15 protein-coding genes are annotated in these 26396 nt (G+C 64.9%); 4 read left to right on the plus strand and 11 right to left on the minus strand.

The window, feature by feature from the left end; all coding sequences use genetic code 11:
• Positions 1-154: 154 nt before the first annotated feature.
• From ACLL97_RS08120 to ACLL97_RS08130, 3 genes are all read right to left on the minus strand, one after another.
• Positions 155-3640: a beta strand repeat-containing protein gene (locus ACLL97_RS08120; RefSeq protein ID WP_411279973.1), complete on the minus strand. Its 3486-nt coding sequence runs from the start codon at positions 3638-3640 to the stop codon at positions 155-157.
• 357 nt (positions 3641-3997) lie between these two features.
• On the minus strand, positions 3998-6949 hold the full coding sequence (locus ACLL97_RS08125) for a beta strand repeat-containing protein (RefSeq protein WP_411279974.1): 2952 nt from the start codon (positions 6947-6949) through the stop codon (positions 3998-4000).
• A gap of 74 nt (positions 6950-7023) precedes the next feature.
• Positions 7024-8928: an aspartate ammonia-lyase gene (locus ACLL97_RS08130; RefSeq protein ID WP_411279975.1), complete on the minus strand. Its 1905-nt coding sequence runs from the start codon at positions 8926-8928 to the stop codon at positions 7024-7026.
• A 151-nt stretch (positions 8929-9079) separates the two neighbouring features.
• Here ACLL97_RS08130 and ACLL97_RS08135 point away from each other — a divergent pair, with 151 nt between their 5' ends.
• Complete coding sequence (locus ACLL97_RS08135; RefSeq protein ID WP_411279976.1) at positions 9080-10135, plus strand: N(4)-(beta-N-acetylglucosaminyl)-L-asparaginase; 1056 nt, start codon at positions 9080-9082, stop codon at positions 10133-10135.
• Between the two features lie 188 nt (positions 10136-10323).
• On the plus strand, positions 10324-12756 hold the full coding sequence (leuS, locus tag ACLL97_RS08140) for a leucine--tRNA ligase (protein WP_411279977.1): 2433 nt from the start codon (positions 10324-10326) through the stop codon (positions 12754-12756).
• 49 nt (positions 12757-12805) lie between these two features.
• On the opposite strand, the gene ACLL97_RS08145 is transcribed toward leuS, so the two are convergent.
• The gene (locus ACLL97_RS08145; RefSeq protein ID WP_411279978.1) at positions 12806-13024 is read right to left on the minus strand and encodes a GxxExxY protein; all 219 of its coding nucleotides are present in this window, start codon (positions 13022-13024) and stop codon (positions 12806-12808) included.
• Between the two features lie 507 nt (positions 13025-13531).
• Here ACLL97_RS08145 and ACLL97_RS08150 point away from each other — a divergent pair.
• Both ACLL97_RS08150 and ACLL97_RS08155 read left to right on the plus strand, forming a co-directional pair.
• A complete protein-coding gene (locus tag ACLL97_RS08150) occupies positions 13532-14746 on the plus strand; it encodes an efflux RND transporter periplasmic adaptor subunit (RefSeq protein ID WP_411279979.1) in 1215 nt (404 codons plus the stop codon).
• Positions 14743-17892, plus strand: coding sequence for an efflux RND transporter permease subunit (locus ACLL97_RS08155; protein WP_411279980.1), 3150 nt, complete (start codon positions 14743-14745; stop codon positions 17890-17892). The genes ACLL97_RS08150 and ACLL97_RS08155 overlap by 4 nt, the downstream gene beginning before the upstream one ends.
• A gap of 44 nt (positions 17893-17936) precedes the next feature.
• Here the strand turns inward: ACLL97_RS08155 and ACLL97_RS08160 are convergent, their stop codons facing one another.
• The 7 genes from ACLL97_RS08160 to ACLL97_RS08190 form a co-directional block, all read right to left on the minus strand.
• Complete coding sequence (locus ACLL97_RS08160; RefSeq protein WP_411279981.1) at positions 17937-20234, minus strand: PAS domain-containing protein; 2298 nt, start codon at positions 20232-20234, stop codon at positions 17937-17939.
• A 245-nt stretch (positions 20235-20479) separates the two neighbouring features.
• Positions 20480-22411, minus strand: coding sequence for a potassium transporter Kup (locus ACLL97_RS08165; protein ID WP_411279982.1), 1932 nt, complete (start codon positions 22409-22411; stop codon positions 20480-20482).
• A 358-nt stretch (positions 22412-22769) separates the two neighbouring features.
• Positions 22770-24128 (minus strand): TolC family protein, encoded by a 1359-nt coding sequence (locus ACLL97_RS08170; protein WP_411279983.1) that lies wholly within the window; start codon positions 24126-24128, stop codon positions 22770-22772.
• Positions 24125-24487: a hypothetical protein gene (locus tag ACLL97_RS08175; protein ID WP_411279984.1), complete on the minus strand. Its 363-nt coding sequence runs from the start codon at positions 24485-24487 to the stop codon at positions 24125-24127. The genes ACLL97_RS08170 and ACLL97_RS08175 overlap by 4 nt, the downstream gene beginning before the upstream one ends.
• Before the next feature lie 43 nt (positions 24488-24530).
• Positions 24531-24968 carry a hypothetical protein gene (locus ACLL97_RS08180; RefSeq protein ID WP_411279985.1) on the minus strand — a complete coding sequence of 146 codons (438 nt, stop codon included), beginning with the start codon at positions 24966-24968 and terminating at the stop codon, positions 24531-24533.
• Complete coding sequence (locus tag ACLL97_RS08185) at positions 24965-25570, minus strand: RNA polymerase sigma factor (RefSeq protein WP_411279986.1); 606 nt, start codon at positions 25568-25570, stop codon at positions 24965-24967. The genes ACLL97_RS08180 and ACLL97_RS08185 overlap by 4 nt, the downstream gene beginning before the upstream one ends.
• A 23-nt stretch (positions 25571-25593) precedes the next feature.
• Entirely contained in the window at positions 25594-26214 is a 621-nt protein-coding gene (locus ACLL97_RS08190; RefSeq protein WP_411279987.1) for an HDIG domain-containing metalloprotein, read from the minus strand.
• Between the last annotated feature and the right edge of the window lie 182 nt (positions 26215-26396).

The raw sequence follows: 26396 nt of genomic DNA on the forward strand, positions 1-26396 counted from the left end.
CACGCGAAGCACGCGAAGCACGCGAAGCACGCGAAGAAGCGCCACTGCAGACACCATGTGCAGTCCTTCGCGTCCTTCGCGTTCTTCGCGTACTTCGCGTCAAACAGCTAACCAGCCGTTGCCACGGGACTCGGCGGACGAGCCGCCGCAGCCCCTAGCGCATGCCCCGCGACGTACGGGCCTTGCCGCTGGGCAAGGGGCCGCGAACCCTGCGGGCACCCGCGGACGGGTCGAGGTCGATGCCGCGCGCCACGCTCGTGCCGCGTATCATGGCGGTCGAGAACGAGGATCCGTTTGAGCCCGCGACTATCGTGCTGTTGTAGCCCACTGCGAAAGCCCCGCCGATGCCGCTGGGGGCGCCCGTGACGCTCCAGAGCAGATCGGTCGTGCCCGTGGTCAGCGCGCTCCACGAGGAGCCATTGTAGCGCACGAGCGTGCCCTGTTCTCCGGTCGCGTAGAGATCCGACGCGTTCGGCCCCCAGATCGACGTCAGGACTCGGCTGCTTCCAGTCGAGAATGACGTCCATGTGGTGCCGCTGAAGCTGAAGGCCACGCCGCTGCTGCCTGACGCGGCGGCGCCCACTGAGGTGGCGCCCGTGCCGCTGGACCAGACACCGGCCAGCGTGCCCGTGGTGTTCACCGTGATTGCGCTCCAACCGCTTCCCGTGAAGCGCAGTGCGACACCGTTCTCACCCGTGGCCACGATGTCGGTGGGCGACGAGCCATGAATGGCCCACAGTGCGCTGCCGGCGGTGGTCGTGACCGCCCACGACGTGCCGTTGAAGCGCACCACTTCGCCGGCTGCCGTCACGGCCAGTACGTTGGACGCGCTGCTGCCCCACAGTCCGTATACACTGGCCGTGGAGGGGAAGCTCATGACCGTCCATGACGTGCCATTGAAGCGCAGCATCGTGCCGTTGTCGCCGGCCGCGAACGCATCGGATGCACTGGCACCCCACACCGCATTCAGGGTGGCGGTGGTCGGTGTGGGCTGGCGCGCCCACGTCGTGCCATTCCAGCGATAGATGAAGCCGAACTCGCCGACCGCCCAGGCGTTGGTGGCCGATGTCGTCCAGGCATCGATCAAGTCGGGGGCCAGGCCATTCGTTTCCCAGCTGCCGTTGGCGAGCCGCTGGACACTGCCGCGCTGTCCGCCCGCCCATACGGCACCGGCGGCGTCCGTTGAGACCGAGAACATGCGCGGGGCATAGGGCGTGGTCACTCGGGTGAGGGACCCGTTCGTGAGGACCAAGAGACCATCGTCGCTGGCGATGTAGAGACGCGTGTCGGTTGGCGATACGGCGCTGACTGCATACAAGTCGGCCACGATGCCGTTGCTGTTCACCGTCGTCCAGACGCCGCCGCTGTATGAGAGCACGGTACCGAAGGCACCGACCACCACGACGTTCGAACTCGTGATGCCCGAGACGCCGCTGAGCGATTCGGTGGTCGGAACCGTCTGCCGCGACCAGCTGCCGTTACCGAAGCGGAGCACTTCACCAGTCGCACCGACGGCGAAGGCGATGCCGCCGCTCGCCCACACACTGCTCAACGTTCGCGACGACCCGGTGCTGCTGGCGCTCCACGCGGTACCATTCCAGCGCAGCGCGGTGCCATTCTCGCCCACCGCGAACCCGCTCATCGCGCTTTCCATGAACACGCTGTTGAGACGGCTCGTGGTGCCCGAGCGTTCAATGCTCCAGATCGACCCATCGAAGCGGATCGTGACGCCGTTCGTGCCGACGGCCATCGCGTTGCTGGACGACGAGCCGTGAACGGCCAGGAACTGTGTGCCGTACGAGGCTCCGCGCGCCGCCACCGACCACATGCTGCCGTTCCAGCGGAATACGTCGCCGGCGACGTTCACGGCGAAGGCGCTGCTGGCGTCGATGCCGCGTAGAGACACGACATCTTCGTACAGCGCGCCGCCGAGCCGCGTCGCCGCCCAGGTGGACGCCAGTCCATTCGAGACCGACACGAAGGCCGTGTCGCGCTTCGTCGTGTCGGCGACCGACAGCACCACGATGCTCGTGCTGCCGTTGGCAACGGCAGTCACGAGACCCGCCGCACTGACACTCGCCACCGCGCTGTTGACACTGCGAAAGCTCACGGCCGTCGACAGCGGCGCATCGGCCACGACCGTCGGCACCAGCTGGAGGGTCTGTCCGGCCAGCAGGGACGACGAGCCGGGTGCCACACTCACCGAGCGCACGACCGCGGCGACGGTGATCGTGGACGTGGCCCGTCGCGACGTATCAGCCACCGAGACGGCGATCACATCGGTCGTGCCGACCGTTACACCGGTGACGACACCGGCGGCCGACACCGTGGCCACTGAGGCATTGCTCGTGCGCCACGTGACGGCGGTGGTCGAGCCATTCTCCGTCGTCACGGTTGCCACGATCGTGCGCGTACCACCGACACCGACCGTCGCCGTTGTGGGCGAGACACTCACCGCCGCGGCGTACCGCACGGTGAACAGTGAGGTCGCGCGCTTGGTCGTATCGGCCGCCGAGAGCGCGGTGATGATCGCCGTGCCGGCCGACACACCACTCACCAGTCCCTCCGACGACACGACCGCGACCGCCGCATTGCTCGACCGCCAGAGCACCGCCTGCGAGGCACCGGGATCGGCGTTGAAGTTCACGCCGAGCTGACGCGTGTCTCCTGTAAAGATCGTGGCCGCGGCCGGCGTGATATCGAGGTCGCGCACCACCGGTATGACGGTCACCGCGGCCGTACCGCGGCGCGTGCTGTCGGCGATCGAGACGGCGGTGATGAGCGTGCTGCCCACCGACACGCCGGTTACCACCCCCGTTGCGGACACCGTGACCACGGCGTTGTTTTGGCTGCGCCACGTGAGCGCGGTGCTGAGGCCCGGCTCGAGATTCACCGAGGCGGCCAACGTGCGCTGCTCGCCCGTGCCCATCGAGAGCGTCGACGGCGAGATCGCAATCGAGCCGGCGGAGGTCACCGTGACCTGCGCCGTGGTCGTCACGCGCGCATCACCGACGGCATTCACGCGGATGATGGTGTTGCCGGGCGCGACGCCCGTCACGATGCCTCGCGTGTTCACCGAAGCAACCGACGGATTGTCGGAGAGCCACCGCAGATCGCGCAATGCCCCCGCGTCGGCATCGACCGTGGTATTGAGCTGCAGCTGACCGCCGGCAATCACGGATACGGCCTGCGGTGTGATCGTGATCGTGCGAACCGCCAGCACACCGACGCTGATCTCGAGCACCAGATCGCCGGTGCGGGCGCGAATCGTTGCGAGGCCCGGCGCGCGCGCCGTGACCACCGCCGTCGTGCCGCTTCCCGACACGTCGGCCACCGTCGCGTTCGAGCTCGTCCAATTGACCGGCACACCGGGAATCGCATTTCCCGACCGATCGCGCGCCGTGACGGTAATCGTTTGCGATGCACCGACTGCATTCAGATTCAACGCGCCAGTCGAACTCTCGAAGCGCGTGGGTGTGGTCGCGGTGCCGCCGCCGGGGTTCCCGGTCACGCCATCGGCCGGCGTCGCGCACGCCTGCAGACCGACAACGAGCATCGACCCCAGGACGACCGGCGCAATCCAGCGGGCTGCGCGACGGAACGTCGAGCGCGAGCCGTAATTGTTCAGGGAAACAGGCATGGGCACAGCACGCACCAGCGAAGGTCGAAGCGCGCTGCACTGGAGTAACGGGGGCGTCCCCGACCAACATCCGCAGCGCACAAGTGTCATCCAACTCACCGTTTGGACGACCGATGTCCGCGCTCGGCATCATTTCGCGCCGGCCTCTGCACGTGATGTCACGGTGCGGGCACCGCTGTTACAGCGGCGGCATTCGGAAGGAGTTTTGTCCCGAAACGCTCAAGTATTTCACCCACCGTGCACAGAAACATTCTGCTACGGATGAGCGATCGGCGCAGTGACCGCGGTCACCGCGCCGATCATCATCGTGAAGTCTTTCACACGCGCTGCTCTCTCACGCCGTCCGATCGCGATGCACTATCGCGACGATTTCCGTTTACGCGCGTCGCCATGCGGTTGCGGACCGCGGCGCACACGCGCGGATGCCGACGGTTCGAGTGAACCGAGCGCACGCGCATCGAAAGTCGTGCGAGATGCAGCGCGGAATGCGGTGGCACCGTTCGCGGTGACGATCGTGCTGTTGATGCCGACCGCGAATCCGGCGGTGGCATTGGGTGCACCGGACACGCTCCACAACAGATCCGTCGTACCACTGGCCATCGACGTCCACGTGTTGCCGTTGAAGCGTAGGATGGTGCCGTTGTCGCCCGTGGCGTACAGGTCGAATTCACTCGGTCCCCACAGCGCCGTGAGTGCCGGCGTTGCGCCCGGTTGCAGTGAAGACCACGCGGTACCGTTGTAGCGATACGCGATGCCCGCGCTTCCCGCCGCATTCGCGCCCACCGTCAACACGTTCGTGGCACCCGTCAGCCAGACGCCGGCCAGCGTGCCGGAGGCAGGCGCGGGGAGCGACGTGAAGACCGCGCCGTTCAGCCGCCACACCGCGCCGGTCTGTCCTGCGGCATAGACATCCGTTGCCGACGCCCCGTACACCGCCCACAGCGGCGCGGCGGCCGTGGTGACCAGCGTCCACACGGAGCCATTAAAGCGCAGAATCTCGCCGGCCTTGGTGGTCGCGTACACGTTGCTGCCGTTCGTGCCCCACACCGCCGACACCGTGCTCACACTGGGGAAGGCCATTGGCACCCAGGAACTGCCGATCAGACGTAGCATCGTGCCGGTCTCACCCCCGATGAACCCTTCGCCGGTGGTCGTGGCCCACACGCTGGTGAGCGTCGCTTGCGTCGGCACCGTGACCTTGGTCCAGTTACTGCCATTCCAACGATACACGAATCCGAACTCGCCAACCGCCACGGCGTTGTCGGCGGCCGTGGTCCACACGTCGAGCAAGTCGGGGGCCAGGTTGTTCGTAGTCCACGCCGCACCGCCCAAATCAGCGCTGCGCAACACCGCCCCACGTTCCCCGCTCGCCCACGCGGTGCCCGTGGCATCGACGCTCACGCCAAAGAGCTGTGGCGCGTACGGCGTGCTCACCAGGGCGGCCGTGCTGCCGTCGAGCTGCGCAACGCCGCCGTCGCCCACCAGATAGCGTCGTCCACCATTGGCGGCCGAGCCGCTCACCTGATACAGGTCGCCCGACAAGCCGCCTACGCCCAGCACCGACCACGACGTACCGTTCCCTCGGAGGAGGGTGCCGTTCGTGCCGACGATGACCACATCCGTCGCGCTGTTCCCGTGTACGCCGTACAGCTGCTCCGTGCTGGGGACCGTCACGCGTGACCAGGTGCTGCCCGCTCGACGTAGCACCTCGGTATTCGCACCGACCGCGTACACCACGTTGTCGCCGCCCCAGACGCCGTTCAGCGCCTGCGTGGAGTTGGTGGTTTCCGTGCTCCAGCTGTTGGTGGCGAGCTGCAACACGGTGCCGTTGTTACCGGCCGCCCAGGCAACGGTCGGGCTCTCCACCCAGACGGCGTTGAGCGTTTGCGTAGTGCCCGACGTCATCGTGCTCCACGCGGTGCCGTTCCAGCGCGCGATGGCCCCGTTGGTGCCCACCGCGATCACATTCGTGGCCGATGAGCCGTGCAACGCCTGATAATCGGCACTATTCGACAGCGATAGCGTCCATGTGGTGCCGTTCCAGCGATAGATGTCGCCCTGCAGGTCGACGGCGAACACACTGGTGGCACTGAACGCGGAGATCGACAGCAGATCGTCGCGCAATACGCCGCCCAGTCGCGTCGCACTCCAACCCGTGGCCAGACGGGGCACGACGTTCAGGGTGACGGTGTCGCGCTTGGTGCCGTCGGCTACCGAGGTAGCCGTAATCAGCGTGCTGCCCACGCTCACCGCCGTTACCACGCCCTGTGCGTTGATCGACGCCACCCCGGTCGTGCCGGAGCTCCAGGTGACGCCCGTCTGCACGCCGGGGTCCGCGATCACGACGGCCGTGAATGTAGTGCTGGTGCCGGGATTGAGGCCGATATTGCGCGGCGTGATGCTCACGGTCACCGGGCGTGGGGCCACGGTGATCGTGCTGGTGGCGCGACGCGTGGTATCGGCCGTGGCGAGCACCGTCACGGTGCTGCTGCCCAGTGCCACGGCGGTGACGAGGCCGGTGGCGCTCACCGTCGCGGCGGCGGGATTACTGGAGCGCCAGGTCACGGTTTGCACAGCCCCAGCGTCGGCGGTCACGACGGCGGTGAGTTGCTGCGTGCTGTTGATGAACAGCGACGCCGTGGTCGGCGACACGGCGACGGTGCGCACGACCGGCACCACATTCACGCTCACGGTGGCGCGCAACGTGGTGTCGCCGACCGAAACGGCGGTTATCGTGGCCGTACCCTGCGCCACTCCCGCTACGACGCCAACCGCCGATACGGTGGCAATCGTCGCGGCGCTGGTGCGCCACGTCACGGTAGTGGGAAGCCCGGCATCGATCTGCACACTTGCCTGCAGCGCCTGCGTCTGGCCCGTACCCAGCGTCACCAGGGTCGGGGTCACCGAAATACTCCGCGCCGCCTGGACCGTGATGGTCGCCGTGCTGCTCACGCGCGTGTCGGCCACGGACGTGGCGCGAATGGTGGCCGAACCGATCCCGATCGCGGTCACGAGCCCCGTGCTGTTCACGGTGGCCACGGCCGGCGATTCGCTATTCCACGTCACGCCCGTACCGGCGCCGTTGATCGCGTCGACGGCCGCGCTGAGCGACTGCGTTTCACCGATCCGGATCGTGGCGATGATGGGAGTCACGGCGACGCTGCGCACCGTGGGGGGATTCACGACGACCGGTGGGCCCGATGGATCGCCCGGGCCGGCGCAGGCGGCCAGTGTCACGAGCGCGGCGAGCCGGCAGCGACGCAGCGAAGAGGCGAAACGAGTCCGGGAGAACGACGGGGCTGGATGCATGGCGTGGCGAGAGTGGCAGGCGGGCCGGCCCGGAAGTCAGCGGGCACCCCGGAAACCGGAATGCCCGCCGCTCCTTACGCCGACGGAATGGTGACGGTGCTGAATTCCTGCGTGTCGCGCGGCGCAGTCATCATCGCCGGATTGAGGATCTCGTCGAGCTGCTCGCGGGTGAGCAACTTGCGCTCGAGGACAAGATCGAAGACCCCGCGACCACTGGCCAGCGCCGTCTTCGCAATGTCCGTCGCGATTTCGTAACCAAGTACGGGCACGAGTGCCGTCACGATACCGATCGAATGCTCCACGAAGTACCGCATGCGGTCGGCATTGGCCGTGATACCGGTCACGCAGCGCTCGCGCAGCACGATGCACGCATTGCGCAGCATGTCGATGCCACGAAGCAAACGATACGCGATCACCGGCTCGAACGCATTAAGCTGCAGCTGCCCGGCCTCGGCCGCCATCGTGACCGTGACGTCACCGCCGATCACTTCGAAGCACACCTGATTTACCACTTCGGGTATGACCGGATTGACCTTGCCCGGCATGATCGACGAGCCGGGCTGCATCGCCGGCAGATTGATCTCGCCGAACCCGGCCCGCGGACCCGACGACAGCAGTCGGAGATCGTTACAGATCTTCGACAGCTTGGTGGCGGTGCGCTTCATGACGCCCGACAGCTGCACGAAGGCGCCCGTATCGCTGGTCGCTTCGACCAGATCGAAGGCCGTGATCACCGGCACTTCAGCGATCGTCGCCAGATGCTTGCACGCCAGGGCCGCATAGCCCGGCGGTGCATTGATGCCGGTGCCGATCGCCGTGGCCCCGAGATTGATCTCGCGGATCAGGGACTGCGCCTCACCCAGGCGTTCCACGTCTTCGTGCAGCGTGTGCGAAAACGCCATGAACTCCTGACCGAGCGTCATCGGCACGGCGTCCTGCATCTGCGTACGACCCATTTTGATGAGCGGCGCGAACTCGACCCCCTTGGCACCAAAAGCGTCGGCCAAGCGCGCCAGCTCCACCCGGAAGCCCGAGAGGCTTTTGTGCAGCGCGACACGCACCGCCGTGGGATACACGTCGTTGGTGGACTGGCTGAGATTGACGTGATCGTTGGGTGAGATCACGTCATAGGCGCCACGTTGCTGGTTGCTGAGCTCGAGCGCGCGGTTCGCGATCACTTCGTTGGCGTTCATGTTGGTGGAGGTACCGGCACCTCCCTGAATCATGTCCACTAAAAAGTGCTCGTGATGACGTCCCGCGCGTATTTCACGGGCGGCGCGGATAATCACATCGGCCTGATCCTGTTGCAGCAGACCGAGTTCGAGGTTCGTTTGCGCCGCCGCCTCTTTCACGGCCGCGATGGATTCGATCAGGACCGGAAATTCACGCAGCGGAATGCCGGTGATCGGAAAATTCTCGAGCGCGCGGAGCGTCTGCACGCCGTACAGTGCCTCGTACGGCACGTCGCGCTCGCCGAGGAGGTCGTGCTCTTTCCGGGTGCGGTGCCCACCGAAGCCGAGCGTGCGCCCTCGTCCCACAAGCGTGGCGTCGGCGCGGCGCAGGCGCGCAGAGATCGCGCGGGCGGCACGGGCCACGAGGGCGGCGTACAGCTGCGGCGCTTCGCGCGTAATGTCGTCGAGCTGGGCGCGGGCCAGCACCATCGCGGTGCCGGGCATGATGACACGGGCGGTGGTGCCGTGGGCGGAGTCGTCGAGCAGCAGCCCTTCGCCCACCGCCTCGCCGGCGCCGAGTGTCACGAGGCGCGTGGTGCGACCATCCGAGGACTTCTCGATGGCGACGGCGCCGCTGATCAGGATCGCGAAGCGAGAACGAACCTCGCCTTCGTTGAAAATGGTCTCGTCGGGGACCAAGGCAAGCGGCGTGACGTGCCGCGCCAGTTTCCAGAGGAGCGCGTCGGTAAAGCCCTCGAGAAACGAGGTCGCGCGTAGCTCATCGGCGATTTCGGCCGGAGTGGACATGGGGGGGAGTAAAGGTGGGATACGGATGCACGGAAGCTGTAAGACGAACCCTCCTCTCGCCACCGGTCGCTCGCGGCGATATCGTCGGTCTGATCAGTCGAAGCCCATTTGTGGTACCACGTCGTCCCCCGACCCTGTTCCGGAGCCTCACGTGCCCTTGTCCCGTCGCGACTTTCTCGAGCGCTCCGCCGCCCTGGCCGCGGCTGGCTTCGTTCCGCGTCTCCCCGACGACTTCGGGCACGAATTGGGCCACGGGGTCGCCCCTGCGGCCCCGTGGCCCGAGTTCCGCGGGCGCCCACTGGTGGTGTCGTCGTCGAACGGCCTCAAGGGCGTAAAGGTCGCCTACGACAAGATGTTGACGGGCGAGGATCCGCTCGACGCGGCGATCGCCGGTGTGAATCTGGTGGAGCTCGATCCCACCGATCAGTCGGTGGGGCTGGGCGGCCTGCCGAACGAAGAGGGCGTGGTGCAGCTCGACGCCTCGTGCATGCACGGTCCCACGCGCCGTGCCGGATCCGTGGGGGCGATCGAAGGGATCGCCACGCCCTCGCTGGTCGCCAAGGCGGTGATGGACTACACCGACCACGTCATGCTCGTCGGCGCCGGCGCCACGAAGTTCGCCAAGGCGATGGGCTTCACGGAGCAGAACCTGCTGACCGAGCAGTCGCGGCAGGACTGGATGCGCTGGAAGTCGCGGCTGAATGCCAATGACGCCTGGCTCAATCATGACGACGACATCAAGATCAAGTTCACCACGGGCACGATCAACATGAACGCCGTCAATGCCTCGGGGGACATCGGCTCGGTGACGACGACCAGCGGCATGGCGTGGAAGGTGCCCGGCCGCATCGGCGATTCTCCGGTGATCGGCGCCGGGCAGTACTGCGACAATCTGGTCGGCGCCGCCGGCAGCACCGGGCGCGGCGAGGCCAACATCAAGACGTGCGCCTCGTTCCTGGCGGTCGAGTTCATGCGGCAAGGGCTCACCCCGGAAGCGGCGCTGATGAAAACGCTGGAGCGAGTGGTGGCGATGACGGAGGCGCGTCTACTTGGCCCCAACGGCCGACCGATGTTCGATCTGGAGTTCTACGCGCTTACGAAAGACGGACGCTACGCCGGGGCCACGCTGTATTCGGGCGGGAAGTACGCGGTGTGCGACGAGAAGGGGGCACGGCTGGTTGAGGCGGCGTACGTGTACAAGCGCTGAACGTGTGCAACGGGAGGTTGCAACGGCCAACGGCTTCGGAGGTGGGGGAGGGTATCAGGATGGAGGAAGCAGGGCACGCGCGTGGTTGCTGCACCCTCCCGCCTGACACCCTCCGCCCTGCTCCCTGAGCCGTTGGCCGGTCGGAGCCGTTGGCCGTTTTCTGAGCCATCGTTGTGATAACTTCCAGTATGTCCGATTTCAGCATCCCGACGCCTTACTTGCCAGCGTCCGTCGAGCCCAAGTGGCGCGCCCGCTGGGCCGAGCGTGGCACGAACCACGCCGCCCTCGACAACGCGGAACGCCCGTTCTTCGCGCTCATGATGTTCCCGTATCCGTCGGCCGAAGGGCTGCACGTGGGGAATCTCTTCGCGTTCACCGGCAGCGACATATCGGCCCGTTATCATCGGCTCTTGGGCTACGATGTGTTCCAGCCGCTCGGCTACGACGCGTTCGGGATCCACTCGGAGAATTACGCCCTCAAGATCGGCGCCCATCCGATGGAGCTCACGCCCAAGAACGTCGCGAACTTCCAGCAGCAGCTCGAGCGCGCGGGGCTCATGGTCGATTGGCGTCAGAAGGTCGACACGTCACGGCCGGACTACTACAAGTGGACGCAGTGGGTCTTCTTGCAGCTGTATAAGCAGGGGCTCGCCTACAAGAAGGCGGCGGCCGTGAATTGGTGCCCCACCGACATGACGGTGCTGGCCAACGAGCAGGTCGAGGGTGGACTGTGTGAGCGGTGCGGTACGCCCGTTGAGCAACGCTTTCTGGAACAGTGGTTTTTCCGTATCTCGGCGTATGCGGAACGGCTGTTGAACAACCTCGAGTGGCTGGATTGGTCGCCTATCACCAAGTCGGCGCAGAAGAACTGGATCGGTCGCTCGGAAGGCGCCGAGCTGTCGTTCCGGGTGGACGGGCACGAGGAGACGGTGAAGGTGTTCACGACGCGTCCCGATACGATTTTTGGCGCCACGTATCTGGTGCTGGCGCCCGAGCATCCGCTGGTGACCGCGTTCACGACCAGCGCCCAGCGCGGCGCCGTACAGGGCTATCAGGATGCGACCAAGAAGCAGGATCTGATCGCGCGGAAGAGCAGCAAGGACAAGACGGGCGTATTCACGGGGTCGTACGCGGTGAATCCGGCCACCGGCGCGAACATTCCGATCTGGATCGCCGATTACGTGCTCATGCAGTACGGTACCGGCGCGATCATGGCCGTGCCCGGGCATGACGAGCGCGATTTCGAGTTCGCGCAGCTGTTCAACTTGCCGATCGTGCGCGTCGTGGCTGGACCAGACGATGCCGCCGACACGCCGCTCGGCGAGGGCGCCTACACCGACGACGCGCAGGGCCGTTTGGTGAATTCGGGCGCTTTCGACGGCCAGCCGGTGGCCGATGCGAAGCTCACCGTGACCGACTGGCTCGAGGCCGGTGGACACGGATCGAAGGTGGTCAACTTCCGGTTGCACGACTGGTGCATTTCGCGTCAGCGCTACTGGGGTCCGCCGATTCCGATCATCTACTGCGACGCATGCGGCACGGTGCCGGTGCCCGAGTCGCAGCTGCCGGTGGAATTGCCCTTCATTCCCGACTTCAAGCCCGACGACTCCGGTATCTCACCGCTCGCGCGCCACGAAGAGTGGTATCGCGTACCGTGCCCCACGTGCGGGGCGTCAGCGCGGCGCGAAACCGACGTGTCCGACACCTTTCTTGATAGCGCCTGGTACTTCCTGCGCTATCCGAGCGCGACCCGTAGCGATATCGCGTTCGACGCCGATGTCACGAAGCGCTGGTTGCCGGTGGATTCGTACATCGGCGGCAACGAGCATGCGGTCCTGCACCTGTTGTACTCGCGCTTCGTAACCATGGTCATGAAGGACGCGGGACATATCGATTTCGAAGAGCCGTTCACGCGCTTCCGTGCGCACGGCATGATCATTCGCGAAGGCGCGAAGATGTCGAAGTCGAAGGGCAACGTGATCAATCCCGATGTGTACATGGAAGAGTGGGGCGCCGATGCGTTCCGCATGTATCTCATGTTCCTCGGTCCGTACCAAGAGGGCGGCGACTTTCGCGATCAAGGCATCAGCGGTGTGCGGCGCTTTCTCGATCGGTTGTGGGCGTCGGTGCGCGATGCACGCACCGACGTCGCGACCGATGCGAACGTCGTGCGTCAGCTGCATCGCACGATCAAGAAGGTGGGCGACGATACGGCGACGCTGAGCTACAATACGGCGATCGCCGCCATGATGGAGTGTCTCAACCATGTCCGCTCGGGCGCTCGCGCAGTGCACCGCGACGAGGTGCGGCCGTTGGTGCAGCTGGTGGCGGCGTACGCACCGCATTTCGCTGAGGAGTGCTGGGAATTACTGGGGCACACGGAAAGCGTCTTTGATGCCGGCTGGCCAACATTCGACCCGGCCTTGCTCGTGGACGACGAGGTCGATCTGGTAGTGCAAGTGAACGGCAAGGTGCGCGGCAAGCTACGCGTTGCCGCGAATGTCACGCAGGATGCCGCGATGGCAGCTGCGATGACCGATGCCGGCATCGCGAAGTTTGCGGTCGGTGAGATCAAGAAGGTGATCTTCGTACCCAAGCGTCTGCTGAACATCGTGGTGTAGTGCTCCTGCCGGACAGCTCCGTGCCGGTCGCTACGGGGGAACGGTCGGTCTACTGCACGGCTGGCAATCGGTTCACGCGAAGCGGCGGCGACTGCTCCGGTGGCAGGTCGACCCGGCACGCGTTCTCGTATCGATCTCCCTCAAACTCGAACGAGATCGCCTTCTGCCGCTCGACGTCGAACCCTTCGCGCACAAGCGTGCGCGCGAGAAACGTTTCGTAGGCGCTCTCGAGCATTCCCGATCGGAACTTCCTGTGGATCCTTTCCATCCGTCGCGTCCGCTGCGAGAGTGAATTGCTGGGATTCTGTCCCGCTGGTTCGCGAGACGAACAGCAACCGCTGTTCTTTTTTCTTCTTTGCCGTTCGTCGCGATCCTTCGCGTTCTCTGTGAGCTTCGCGCGAACCAGCGAGTTGTCGGGCTGCACGAAGCTATCCGCACGCACCCGAACGTCCGTCTTCAACAGATCGCCACCCGTGACGTCGGAACTCGCCGGTGAGTGGGTTGCGGATTGCGAGCTCGCTGGTTCGCGCGCGACCGGCGGATCAGCCTCAGCAGTCGCGTGATCAAGGGCGACCGGCGGTGGCGCACATTCGTTCGCATCTCCTGTATTCCAAGAACGGGAACTCAAGCCGCGGGACGGGGCGACGCCTGAACCGCCGCCGCCCACGCAACGAATGGTCGTTGACTGGCGTTATCTAGGAGGATACACCCGTGACGTTTGCCGGCTTTCGAGTCGTATGCTGAGCGTCTTACCCGACCCGCTGTCGCCCCTCGAATGCCAGATAATGTGATGCCGCTGCGCCCAGTGCGCCGGTTCGCCATAGATCCCACGCGCCGACTGTTTGCACTCGCGTCGGTTGCCTTGCTCGGACTCGCCGCCTGCAAAGAGCAGCAACGTCCTCCGCGTCCAGCGCCCGTCGTGTCCACGATGACGGTAACAAAGGGGCCGCTGCCCTTCGTCGTGAACGCGAATGGGCAAATCGAGCCCAATCGGACCGTCGCTGTTCAGTCACTCGTGTCCGGGATGCTCACCCGGGTGGCGATCGCCGAGGGCGATGAAGTGAGACAGGGACAGGTGCTGTTCCAGATCGATCCGCGACCGTTCCGGGCCGAACTCGAGCGGCTGCAGAGCACCCTGGCTCGCGATCAGGCCACGCTGGTCCGTGCCCGCGGCGACTCGGTGCGCTTCGCCGGGCTGGCCAAGGACGGCTACGTGACCCGTCAGCAGCTCGATCAGACCTTCGCCGAAGCATCGGCCCTCGCGGCCACTGTGGCGGCTGGACAGGCTTCCCTGCAGCGGGCGCGCCTCGATCTCGAGAATACCACGATCAGGGCCGCCATTTCCGGGCGCACCGGTCAGATCACCCTCCGGGTGGGCAGTCTCGTGCGGGCGCAGGCCGATCCGCCGCTGCTCACCATCAACGAACTCGAGCCCGTGCTGGTGCGCTTTACTGTCCCCGAGCAGGCGTTCGAGGAAATGCGGCGCCGGTCCGGGCTCGACAAGGCGTTGTCGGTCGACATCGTCCCCAACGTGGGCGATACCAGCAAAAAGATCACGGGAACGCTGACCTTCATCGACAACGCGGTGGATCGCGCCACCGGCACGGTGCTGCTCAAGGCCCGGGTGCCGAACGCCGACCGCTCGCTGTGGCCGGGACAGTTCGTGTCGGTAGGACTCGAACTCACCGTCGATCAGGATGCCATCACCGTGCCGTCTGAAGCGGTTGTGACGACCACCAATGGCGCCTTCGTGTATCTGGTGGAAGACGGCAAGGCTAAGCGCGTGGCAGTGAAGGTTGGTCGGCCGGCGGGTACGCTGGTCAAGCTCGACAGCGGATTGGTCGGCGGCGAGCAGATCATTATCGAGGGACAGAATCGCCTGCAAGACGGGGCCAAGGTCGAGTTGCGCAGTTCGCTCTCGAAAGCCGCTCCGAAGGGAGCCGATCGCGGAACGAATGCCGCGTCAAAGAAGCGAGGAGCAGCCCAGTGAATCTGAGCGCGATCTGGATCAAGCGGCCGGTCATGACCACGCTGGTCATGCTGGCCATTCTGACGTTCGGCGTGGTGGCCTATCGCGCGTTGCCGGTAAGCGACCTGCCCACCATCGACTATCCCACCATCACCGTCTCGGCCGGGCTCCCCGGTGCGAGCCCCGAGGTGATGGCAACCTCGGTGGCGACTCCGCTCGAGCAGGCGTTTTCGACCGTGTCGGGCATCGAGAGCATCACGTCGTCCAGTTCGCAGGGCAGCACCAACGTGACGCTGCTGTTCGCGCTCGATCGCGATATCGACAAGGCGGCCGGCGACGTGCAGTCGGCGATCTCCAAGACACTCCGCCAACTGCCGCAGGGCATCAATCCGCCGTCGTACAACAAGGCGAACGCGGCCGATTCTCCGATCATGATGTTCTCGGTCAACTCCGACGTCCTGAGTCGCCAGGAGTTGAGCGAGTACGCGGAAACCTTCCTTGCCCAGCGCGTCTCCACCGTGACCGGTGTCGCGCAGGTGCAAGTGTACGGGTCGTCCAAGTACGCCGTGCGCGTGCAGCTCAATCCCGGCGCCATGGCCGCGCGCGGCATCGGCATCGACGAAGTGCAGGCCGCCATCAATCAGGGGAATTCGAATTCTCCGGCCGGTGTGCTGATGGGTCCCAATCAGTCGTTCACGCTTCAAGCCTCCGGTCAGCTCCGCAACGCCACCGAGTTCCGCAACTTGGTGGTCGCGCTGCGCAATGGTGCGCCGATTCGGCTTGGTGAATTGGGCAACGTGATCGACGGCCTGCAGAACACGCGCGGGATGAGTGAAATCAACGGACGGGCCAACACGGCACTGGCGATCATCCGTCAGCCCGGCGTGAATACCGTCGACGTTGCCAATGGGGTCAAGGAGGTGCTCAAGCAGCTCGAGCCGCAGCTGCCGCCCAGCGTCAGCATCGTCCCGATCTTCGACCGCTCGATTGCCATCGAAGACAGCGTCGACGACGTAAAGTTTACGCTCGTGCTCACGGTCGGCTTGGTCGTGATGGTGATTTTTCTGTTCCTTCGCAACTTCCGCGCAACGATCATCCCGTCGCTGGCACTGCCCTTCTCGCTGATCGGTACCTGCACGGTCATGTGGATGTTGGGATACAGCCTCGACAACCTGTCGCTGATGGCCCTCACGCTCGCGGTCGGTTTCGTCGTAGACGACGCCATCGTGATGCTCGAGAACATCGTGCGACACTTGGAGATGGGCAAAACGCCCATGCAGGCGGCGCTCGACGGATCGAAAGAAATCAGTTTCACGATTCTCTCGATGACGCTGTCGCTGGTGGCGGTCTTTATCCCGCTGCTGTTCATGCCGGGACTCGTGGGCCGTCTGTTCCGCGAGTTCGCCGTCACGATCGGTGTAGCGATTCTCGTGTCCGGCTTTGTATCGCTCACGCTCACGCCCATGCTCGCCGCGCGCTTCCTGCGTAAAGGCGAAGGACATGCGCCGAGTGACGGCAAGTGGCGCTCGGTCGAACGCGTCTATCAAGCCACCGAAGGGGCGTATGTGCGCTCGCTGGCCTGGGTGATGAATCGTCGCGGGCTCATGATGATTTTCAGCGCGTTCACCCTGGTCGCGACCGTCGGGCTGTTCATGTACATCCCGAAGGGCTTCCTGCCCTCCGAAGACACCGGACGTCTGTCGGGTTCGATCGAAGCGCGCGAAGGCATCGGCTTCGAAGCGCTGTCGGTGAAGATCCGCGAAGTGGCCGCCATCATCGAGAAGAGCCCCAACGTGAAGTACACGCTGGCCTCCATCGGCGGCGGCCCGGGCGGCGGTGGTTCGAACAGCGGTCGCTTACAGCTTACCCTCAGCGAAGATCCCGACCGTCCGCACGTGGATCAGATCATGCGCGAACTCACGCGCGCCACGTCGAAGGTGCCGGGCGTGCAGGTGTTCTTCCGCAATCCGCCGCCAATCAACATCGGTGGCCGTCGCGGCAACAGCGCGTATCAGGTGTCGCTGCAGGGTCCGGATATCGCCGAGTTGTACACGGCGGCCCGCGCCCTCGAAGCGCGCATGAAGGAGCTGCCGGAGCTCGAAAATATCTCGAGCGATCTGCAGGTCGGCAATCCGCAGGTGGGCATCCAGATCGACCGCGAACGCGCATCGGCGCTGGGATTGAGTGCGGCGCAGATCGAGAACGCACTGTATAACGCATATGGCTCGCGACAGGTCTCTACCATCTACACGCAGACCAACCAGTACCAGGTCATTCTCGAACTCGAGGAAGCCTTCCAAAAAGATCCCGCCTCGCTGAGCCAGCTGTACGTGCGCTCCAACACTGGTAATCTCGTGCAACTGGGCTCGGTAGCGACGTTCACGAAGGGCGTCGGTCCGCAGAGCATTCAGCACAACGGCCAGCTGCCGGCCGTTTCCATCAGCTTCGCGACGCGGCCCAATGTGGCGCTCGGTACCGCCGTCGATGCGGTACAGCGCGAGGCGCGTGCCGTGCTTCCGCCCGACGTCACGTCGGTGCTGTCGGGCGATACGCAAGCGTTTGCACAGGCGCAGAGCGGACTGCTCACGCTGCTGTTCGTCGCCATCTTCGTGATTTACGTGGTGCTCGGCATTCTGTACGAAAGCTTCATTCATCCGCTCACGATTCTGTCGGGTCTTCCGTTCGCAGCGCTTGGCGCCTTGCTCACCCTGTGGATTTTCGGCAAGGATCTCGGGGTGTACTCGTATGTCGGTATCATCATGCTGATCGGACTCGTGAAGAAGAACGCGATCATGATGATCGACTTCGCGATCGAAGCTGAGCGTGACCTCAAGATGTCGGCGCGTGATGCCATCGTGGAGGCGGCGCGCGTGCGCTTCCGCCCGATCACGATGACCACGCTTGCCGCGCTGATGGGCACGCTGCCGATCGCCATCGGCTTCGGCGCCGGCGCCGAGTCGCGTCAGCCACTGGGCCTGGCGGTCGTGGGCGGCCTCGCGTTCTCGCAACTGATCACGCTGTACGTCACGCCGGTCGTGTACACGTTGCTCGATCAGCTCCAGTCGCGCCGACGCATAGCCAAGTCGGTGCAGGTGCGTAGCGGTAGCGGTAGCGGTAGCGGTAGCGGTAGCGGTAGCATGGAGCCGGTGCCCGTCGCCGGCGATTGATCGGCCGCCGCCGCATGCCGACCTCGAACGGCCGCTGGCTCTCGCTAGCGGCCCGTCGTGTCTACGCCCAGGCTTCGCGCGACACTCGCGTACAGCTCGTCGGCGCGGAACGGCTTCTGCAGAAAGCCCGACAAATTGCGTCCGGCGAACATGCGGGTCACATCCTGCTCGTTGTAGCCGCTCATCAACAGCACGTTCACGGTGGGATTCACCTCGCGCAGTGCGCGCAGCGTCTCCTCGCCGTTCATGTTCGGCATCGTGAGGTCGAGCAGCACGAGATCGAACGCGTTGGGCTGCACCTGAAAGATGTCGAGCGCTTTCGCGCCATCGGACGCTTCCTGGGTGCGGAAACCACGACGGCGCAGTAACGCCGAGGCGACCGCGCGGACACTGTCTTCGTCGTCAACGACGAGAATCTGTCCACCGCCTCGCCATTCCTCGGCCCGCACGCCGGAGTTCACGCCGGCACTGCCACCGAGCGTCGACATCGGGAACAACAGTTTGATCGAGGTCCCCGAGCCGACTTCGCTGTACACGCGGATCGCACCATGGTGGCTGCGCATGATCCCCATCGTCGCGGCGAGTCCGAGTCCGCGCCCGGTAAATTTGGTTGAGAAGAACGGCTCGAAAATGCGATGACGCGTAGCCTCTTCCATGCCCGTACCGTTGTCGTGCACTTCGACGTACGTGAATGTGCCCGGCTGCGCATTGCTGCCCGGGGCGCAGGCGGCGAGATATTCTCGCGAGATCTCCTGACGACCGGTGCGGATGCTGACCAGTCCCGCCTTTGCGTCGAGTGCGTCCGACGCATTCGTGATGAGGTTCATCACCACCTGTCGGAATTGATTCACGTCCACCTCGATGCTGGGCAGCGACGTGGCCAAATCCATCTGTAGCGACGCGTTGCGCGAAATGGCGGTGCGCATGAGCGACGTCATGTCGGAAATCACGGCCGAGGCATCGGCCGTTTCGACGACGTAACGCCCCTTGCCCGCGTAGGCCAGCAGTTGGCGCGTGAGCTCCGCCGCTCGCTGCGCCGACTGCTCGATCTCGGCGATACTCTGACGCGCCTCGGCGCCCGGTTCGAGATCCAGCAACGCGAGCGACGCATTCCCCAGGATGCCGACGAGCAGATTGTTGAAGTCGTGCGCGATGCCGCCCGCCAGAATGCCAAGAGACTCGAGCTTCTGCGCCTGCTGCATCTGCGACTCGACGTGCGCGCGCTCCTCGTCACCGCGCACCTGGTCGGTGATATCCACCTCCATGCCGACGATACGGGCCGGCGTGCCGTTGCGGTCGCGCACGAGGATGGCGCTCCAGCTCATGTGCCGCTCGGCGCCATCCGTGCGAAACGCCCGCAGGCGGATCGTCTGTCGTTCGCCGGTGCGGATCACCGTGTTCCACGCAGCTTGTACCGCGGCCCGATCGTCCGGGTGTACAAAGTCGAAACGTGGCAGCGAGCCGACGAACTCGCGTCCGTTGGCGGTGGGCTCGACTCCCATCATGCGAAGCAACTGGTCCGAGCGGAACATGACCTGCGTGCGAAGGTCGAAGTCGAAACTGCCGATACTCGCGGCTTCCTGCGCCAGCCGCAGGGTTTCTTCGCTGCGACGCAGGTTCTCCAGCGCCTGACGCTGCTCGGTGACATCCTGCGCGGTGCCGAAGAGCTTCATGGGCCCGCCTGCCCGCTCTTTCAGGATGCGGGCGAGCACGTGCAGGATGACCGTGCGTCCGTCACGGCGCGTCACCGTGAAATCCATTGACATGTCGTCACCGATCGGGGTACGCGCCGACAGCGCGCCCCAGCGCTCGGCGTCGTTCGGTGCCAGCATGGCCCGTACGGCTTGACCGTCGATGGGATCGACCGTCGGATCGAGACCCATCAGGCGATAGGCCTGCGCGCTCAGTTGGATCTCCCCAGGCCCCGCGACACTGAAACTGCCGATGCCGGCGACTTCCTGCGCACGCGCGAGCGCTGACTCGCTCTCCTGCAACGAACGCTCGGCGCGCCGGCGCTCGGTGATGTCTTCGAGCACCGCGATGACGCCATCATCCGCCGGAAACGCATACACCGACTGCCAACCGTCATTCTCGTCGTCGTAGCGCTCGAAGCGCGTCGTGATTCCAGTCTCGAGCACGCGTTGGTAGGCCTGATGAAGGATCGAGCCCTTCAGCGTCGGATAGCACTCCCACACGTTACGTCCGATCAGCGCGTCCCGGTCGGCCTGGCCGTACGCCAGCGCCGCCTGGTTCACGTAGCGAATGCGGAACTCACGATCCAACACGAGCTTGGGATTCGGGCTCCACTCCAGCAGCGCGACCTGCTCCGGCACAAGAGGCACGAAGGGGCGCGTTGGCGAGTCGGGCGATACGGCGTCTGAAGGCTCGTGCATACGGTTCCATGCAGTGCCCCCCGCGAATCACCACATGTGCCGCGGAGGACGATCATTGATGTTCAGCGCCGGCGTCGGCAACCATGCTCATGCCTAACTGATAGCGGAGAGCGGAAAGCTCCGATAGTCGCCTCCGCAAAAGACAGTCGGGGCAGCCATCCGGCTGCCCGGGCGGGGGGCGTTGTTTCTGCCGGTTAAAACTCGATCTGCGTGCCCAATTCCACCACTCGATTCGGCGGAATGCAGAAGAACTCCGTAGCCGAGCGTGCATTCCGCGCCATGATCGCGAAAATGACCTTTCGCCAACGTGACAGCGTGATCGTATCGCCCGGCCGCCCAGGCACCGGAATCAGTCGCTCGCGCCCGAGGAAGTAGCTCGTCTCCATCGGCTTACAGCGGATGCCCATCTGATCGACCACTTCGAGCACGTTCGGGACGTTGGGCGTCTGCATGAAGCCGTACGACGCGACCACGCGCCAGAAGCCATGCCCGAGTGGCATCACCCGCACTCGTTCGGCAGCACTGGTCTCCGGCACGTCGGCCGTCTTCACCGACACCAGGAGCACGCGCTCATGCAACACTTTGTTGTGCTTCAAATGGTGCAGCAGCACGGGCGGCACGCCGTCGTCACTGCCGGTCATGAACACGGCCGTTCCCGGCACGCGGTGCACGCTCGACTTCTCGACGCCATCGAGAAACAAGCCGATCGGCATGGTCCCTTCCGCCAAGCGCGCGTTCAGCAACGCCCGGCCGCGCTTCCAGGTCAGCATCAACAGGAACAGCACGACACCCAATGCCATCGGCACCCATCCACCGTGCATCAGCTTCACGACGTTCGCGCTGAAGAAAGCCACGTCCACCAGCAGGAACACCGACGATAGCGCCGCCGCCTGCCACCATTTCCAGCGGAAACGGATGCGGGCCACGATGTAGAACAGCACGCTCGTGATGAGCATGGTGCCGGTAACCGCGATACCGTACGCGGCGCCGAGCGCCGACGTGTTCTTGAACAGCACGACGACGATCAGGCAGCCCACCGCGATGAAGTAATTCACCTCGGGGATGTAGATCTGGCCTTCTTCCACCGTCGACGTGTGCTGGATCTCCATTCGCGGAATGAATCCGAGCGCGATACCCTGACGGGTCACTGAGTATGCGCCGGAAATCATGGCCTGCGAGGCCACGATCGCGGCCATCGTGGCGAGCACGATGAGCGGCAGCATCATCGCCTTGGGCGCGAGCAGGAAGAACGGATTCTCCACCGCGGCCGGATTTCGCAGCAGCAGCGCCCCCTGACCGAAATAGTTGAGTAGCAGGGCCGGAAACACCAGCAGCAGCCACGCCACGCGAATGGGCCGAATGCCGAAATGACCCATGTCGGCATACAACGCTTCGCCGCCGGTGATCACGAGGACCACGGAGCCGAGCACGAAGAAGGCCAGCGAACCGTGGAGCTGCACGAAATGCACCGCGTACATCGGGTTCACGGCACCGAGAATCCACGGCGATTGAATCAGTTCACGAACGCCGAGGGTAGCGATGGTGATGAACCACAGCAGCATGATCGGACCGAAGGCCTTGCCCATCAGGTCGGTGCCGAAACGCTGCACGGCGAACAGGGAGCTGAGAATGACCAGAGTGATCGGCACGATGTATTGCGCCACACTGGGAACGGCAATCTCGAGACCTTCCATCGCACCAAGCACGCTCATGGCCGGCGTGATGATTCCGTCGCCGTACAGCAGCGCGGTGCCGAACAGCGCGAGCGCCACGAAGATGCCACCGCGCTTGAAGCCCGCCGGCGTGCCTCGCGGAAAAATCAACGCGAGCATCGCAAACTGGCCGCCTTCCCCGCGATTGTCTGCCCGGAGTACGAAGCTCACATACTTCACGGTGATCACCAGCGTGAGCGCCCACACGATCAGCGAGAGGATGCCGAACACATTCTCCCGGGTCGGTTGCAGCCCGTACAGTGGACTGAAACACTCCTTGATGGAGTAGAGGGGGCTCGTCCCGATGTCGCCGTACACCACGCCGAGCGCGGTGAGGGTCAGAATCGCGAGTCGCTTGCCGGTCGGATTCTCATGATGCCCTTCCTTTCGCAACGGCGACTGGGCGGGGAACATGCCGGTGTTCGAGCGGATTTCGGGGCCGTGCGGTGCATTGGCGGCATTGTTCGCCGCTGACGGAGCGCCGGAGGAGCTCGTCGGATGCCGTAATGCATCTGACGAGGGAGGCTGGCCGCCACTAACGGCCGCGCTGCTATCTGAGTCGGCCCCGGCGCTGTTCACCGAGGCCCGAGAGGTCTTATCGTTTGGCATGATTCGGATTTGATCCCAAATGTACCACGGTGCCGCTCGGGAAAAGACAACGGGAGGCAAGTCTGCCTCCCGTGTTGGGTGCGTAGCACGCTCGCGGCGTTATCTGGGCACGCCGAGCTCCACTATTCGTAACGCAGCGCGCGGAACGGCCTGAGCGCACGCCTCAGAGTTCACGCCCGACGAGTGATGAAAGCTGCGCGCGGGCGATGCGACCATCGAGACGGGCCTGGATCAACGCCTGACGCGCCTGATTGAGCTGAGTTTGAGACGTGAGCAGGTCGAGCAGCGTGGACGCGCCAAGTGCATAACGCTGCTGCTGTACACGGAGATCTTCTTCTGACGCCGCGATCGCCGCCAGTTGCACCTGTACGCGCGCCTGGGCGTTCTCCAACGATCGCACGAATAACGTCAGGTTCTGACGGGCCGCCAGCTGCGCGTCGCGCAGCTGCGCGTCGGCATTCGTGAGCGCGACATCCGCCTGTACCGTCTGCGATTCGCGCGAGAATCCGTTGTAGAGTTGGTACGCGATGTTGAAGTTCAAGGTCTGCCGGCTCGCGTTGTCGCCACCGACCAGCAGCAGATTGCGGCCGGCGAAGCCCGCGCTGTTCTGACTGAACGCGTAGTTGTACCCCATCGTGAGCGTCGGGAGATACGTCGATCGCTGCGAACGCTTGGCGGCACGCGCCACTGCCACGTTCGACGTGGCCAGGCGCACCGCGGGCCCATCGGTGACTAGCCCCGCCAGCTCGTGTTCGGTGGGCAACGTGAGCGACGTATCGAGCGTGTCATCGGGCGACGCGGTGATCAGCGCCGTCGAACCGGCAACGCGCGTGAGCGAGGCATTGGCCACCCGCAGGTCGTTCTCCGCCGTCAGCACCGCGAGGCGCGCATTGCCGACGAGGATGGCCGAGCGCAGCGAGTCGGACTTGGTGGCGACACCGGCGGCCAGTCGTGCGGTGGATGCCTTGAGCTGCTGTTCGGCCTGCTCCAGCTGCGCCTTGGCGGCAGCAGACGATTCACGGGCGGCGAGGGCGGCGTAGAACTGCTGCTTCACCTGCAGCGACGCATCGAAACGCGCCGCCACTGCTGACACGTCGGCGACATCGGCCGTGGCGCGGATGCGTTTGATCTCCGAGAACCGGCGTCCGCCGTCGAACACTTCCACGTTGAGCGCGAGGCCGTTGGTGTAGCTCCACGGATTGCCCGACAACGACGTGAGCTGTCCGTTGAAGTTGTTGATCGTGGTACCCTGCGTGCGTCCGCTACCCGCTGAGAGGTTCACATTCGGCACGTACGACCCGATCGCCTGCCGGCGCGCGGCCGCAGCGTTGCGGTCGAGACCGCGCGCGGACACGGCGGCCGGCGAGTTTTTCGCCGCCAGGTCGATCGCTTCGCGTAGGCTGATGGGGCGGGCGCCGTCGTCATTTCCTGGAGCCTGAGCGTCAAGCGGGGCGGCCATCATGACCGCCCCGAAGATCACTGCACCGACGACGTGCGGTCCCACGCGGTTCCAGCACGTCATTTGGTCTCCCCTCGCGCACGCGCCGTGCTGTCGGCTGAGCGCTGGTTACGCTCGAGCAGGGCGCGGAAGGCCATCTTCTGCGCGTCGTCGAGGGGGTTCATCATCAGCACACGCGCGCTGTCGCGCACCGCATCGAGCGTAGGTCGAACGGTCTTCATGATTTCTCGCGACTCTTTGCGACGCCAATCCCACACGGAGTCGATGACGACGCGCTGGTCTGGCGACAGCTTGAGTTCGCGGGCGAGTTCGTCGACCATCGCGCGGTCGCTGAACACGTTCGGACGTGGCGGTGACACCACGCGATCGGCCGCGAATCCGACCACTCCCCCGGTGAGAAACGCACCGAGGATGAACATCATGGCGAGCGATTTGGGGCGGTTAGTAGACACGAATCGCTCGCGACTAATAGTCGAGTGGATGCAGATACCGCTCCGGCGCATCCTCCGGGAGACGCGCCCGCGCCCGTGAGGACAGCGTAGCATCCTCCAGCGGAAGCGGCAACGCCGATTCCACCGCCGCCCGCTGCGCCATCTCGCGCGTCGTGGCATCGACTTCGGCTTTGCGCACGTACGTGGCACCCGCCACCAGCAAGCCCACCGTCGCCGCAATCAGACCCAGCTTGCGGATGTCGGCCGTCCGGAATTCACCGAAGCCGCTCCACCACGCCGGACGGAGCTCGTTGATGCGCACAATGCCGCGCGTCATGCCCAGCATCACCCGCTCCTCCAGGCCGCTCCAGTATGTCTCGTCCTGTGGCGCAGCATAATGACTGCGCAGCAGGTCGGTCACTATTGGGTCCGCATCCGGGCCGTGCCCGTTGTCGTTCCGCGTGACGTTCATTTCTCACTCCGAAGATTGCTCAGCTGTCGCCGCAGGTGCGCCCGAGCATGGTGCAAGTCCGATCGCGCCGTTCCTTCGGGAATTCCGAGGAGGGAGCCGATCTCCGCGTGCTTATATCCTTCAACGTCGTGCAACACGATGACGGCGCGCTGCCGTTCGCCAAGCGTATTCAGTGCGCGCGCCAAACGCGCCCGTAACTCACCTGCTTCTGCAGGATCCCGATGTGGAGACGACAAGCTCTCCGGCAACTCGTCCGCGTCGCGTACTTTGCGCCGACGGGCGATGTCCAACGCCGCATTGGCCACGATGCGATGCAGCCACGCACCAAATGCCTGCTCCGGACGAAACCGCTCGAGCGCGCGAAACGCATGCAGAAATCCTTCCTGCACCGCATCCTCGGCATCATCGTGCGACAGCACAATAGATCGAGCCACCGCGTACGCGCGCCGCTGGTGACGATGCACCAGACCGGCGAATGCCGTGTGATCCCCTGCTTGTGCCGAGAGCACCAACTCCCGCTCTTCGAGCGCCTCGGCCGACATCGGTCGGTCAGTCCCCATGACGGGGGAGGCAGCTGGAAAGGAGAGGGCGACGGAAGTCATCAGCAATGAGAGAGTCAATCGACTTACGCATCGCCGACGGGGGGCGTTGAGGACGGGGGCGCCGATCCGGCAAGCCCCAGATGCTCGGCATCGGCCTGCATGGCCTTCAGCACGATGCCGATATGCTCGTCAAGTGGTACATCGAGGGCCGCTGCTCCCTGAATGATGTCGTCGCGGTTCACGCCGCGGGCAAACGCCTTGTCCTTCATCTTCTTTCGTACCCCGGCAACGTCCACCTCAGTCACGGCCCGAGAAGGCTTCACCAGCGCGCTCGCGGTGATCAATCCCGTGAGCTCGTCGACGGCGAACAAGGCTTTGGCCAGCAGGCTGACCCGGGGAACCCCGGTGTACTCCGCATGACCCATCACCGCCTCGCACAGCGCCTCCGGCCATCCCGCTGCCCGAAGCACCCGCACGCCCTCGGCCGGATGTTCGACGTCGGCAGCCTGCCCGGCGTTAGGGAATCGTTCGTAGTCGAAGTCGTGGACAAGACCGGTACGTCCCCACAGCTCGACATCCTCCCCAAGCCGGCTGGCATAGGCCCGCATCGCGCACTCCACCGAAAGCATATGCTTGCGGAGGGATTCTGACTTCGTCCACTCATGGACGAGGGCGAGGGCTTCGACGCGAGACGGGAGGGGCATCTACTGGCAGAAGGCGGGGGGGAGGACGGCGCGAGGGCGGTGGTGCAAGTCTAACGGCTATGGGCGAGATATGGCGGGGGGGCTGAGGGCTCGCTGAGGGCTTTCGGCTCCCGAGGCTTGGGGCTTTCGGCTGTGTGCTATCTGCCATGAGCCATGAGCCATGGGCCATGGGTCTGACTGAG

Source organism: Gemmatimonas sp. (genome assembly GCF_046594945.1).
GTDB lineage: Bacteria > Gemmatimonadota > Gemmatimonadetes > Gemmatimonadales > Gemmatimonadaceae > Gemmatimonas.

Excerpts from the sequence above, each read along its gene's own strand:
- leuS (WP_411279977.1), top strand. The coding sequence starts at position 10,324 with ATGTCCGATTTCAGCATCCCGACGCCTTACTTGCCAGCGTCCGTCGAG.
- ACLL97_RS08130 (WP_411279975.1), bottom strand. The coding sequence starts at position 8,928 with ATGTCCACTCCGGCCGAAATCGCCGATGAGCTACGCGCGACCTCGTTT.
- ACLL97_RS08185 (WP_411279986.1), bottom strand. The coding sequence starts at position 25,570 with ATGACTTCCGTCGCCCTCTCCTTTCCAGCTGCCTCCCCCGTCATGGGG.
- ACLL97_RS08180 (WP_411279985.1), bottom strand. The coding sequence starts at position 24,968 with ATGAACGTCACGCGGAACGACAACGGGCACGGCCCGGATGCGGACCCA.
- ACLL97_RS08125 (WP_411279974.1), bottom strand. The coding sequence starts at position 6,949 with ATGCATCCAGCCCCGTCGTTCTCCCGGACTCGTTTCGCCTCTTCGCTG.
- ACLL97_RS08120 (WP_411279973.1), bottom strand. The coding sequence starts at position 3,640 with ATGCCTGTTTCCCTGAACAATTACGGCTCGCGCTCGACGTTCCGTCGC.
- ACLL97_RS08175 (WP_411279984.1), bottom strand. The coding sequence starts at position 24,487 with ATGATGTTCATCCTCGGTGCGTTTCTCACCGGGGGAGTGGTCGGATTC.
- ACLL97_RS08190 (WP_411279987.1), bottom strand. The coding sequence starts at position 26,214 with ATGCCCCTCCCGTCTCGCGTCGAAGCCCTCGCCCTCGTCCATGAGTGG.
- ACLL97_RS08170 (WP_411279983.1), bottom strand. The coding sequence starts at position 24,128 with ATGACGTGCTGGAACCGCGTGGGACCGCACGTCGTCGGTGCAGTGATC.
- ACLL97_RS08150 (WP_411279979.1), top strand. The coding sequence starts at position 13,532 with ATGCCAGATAATGTGATGCCGCTGCGCCCAGTGCGCCGGTTCGCCATA.
- ACLL97_RS08165 (WP_411279982.1), bottom strand. The coding sequence starts at position 22,411 with ATGTTCCCCGCCCAGTCGCCGTTGCGAAAGGAAGGGCATCATGAGAAT.
- ACLL97_RS08145 (WP_411279978.1), bottom strand. The coding sequence starts at position 13,024 with ATGGAAAGGATCCACAGGAAGTTCCGATCGGGAATGCTCGAGAGCGCC.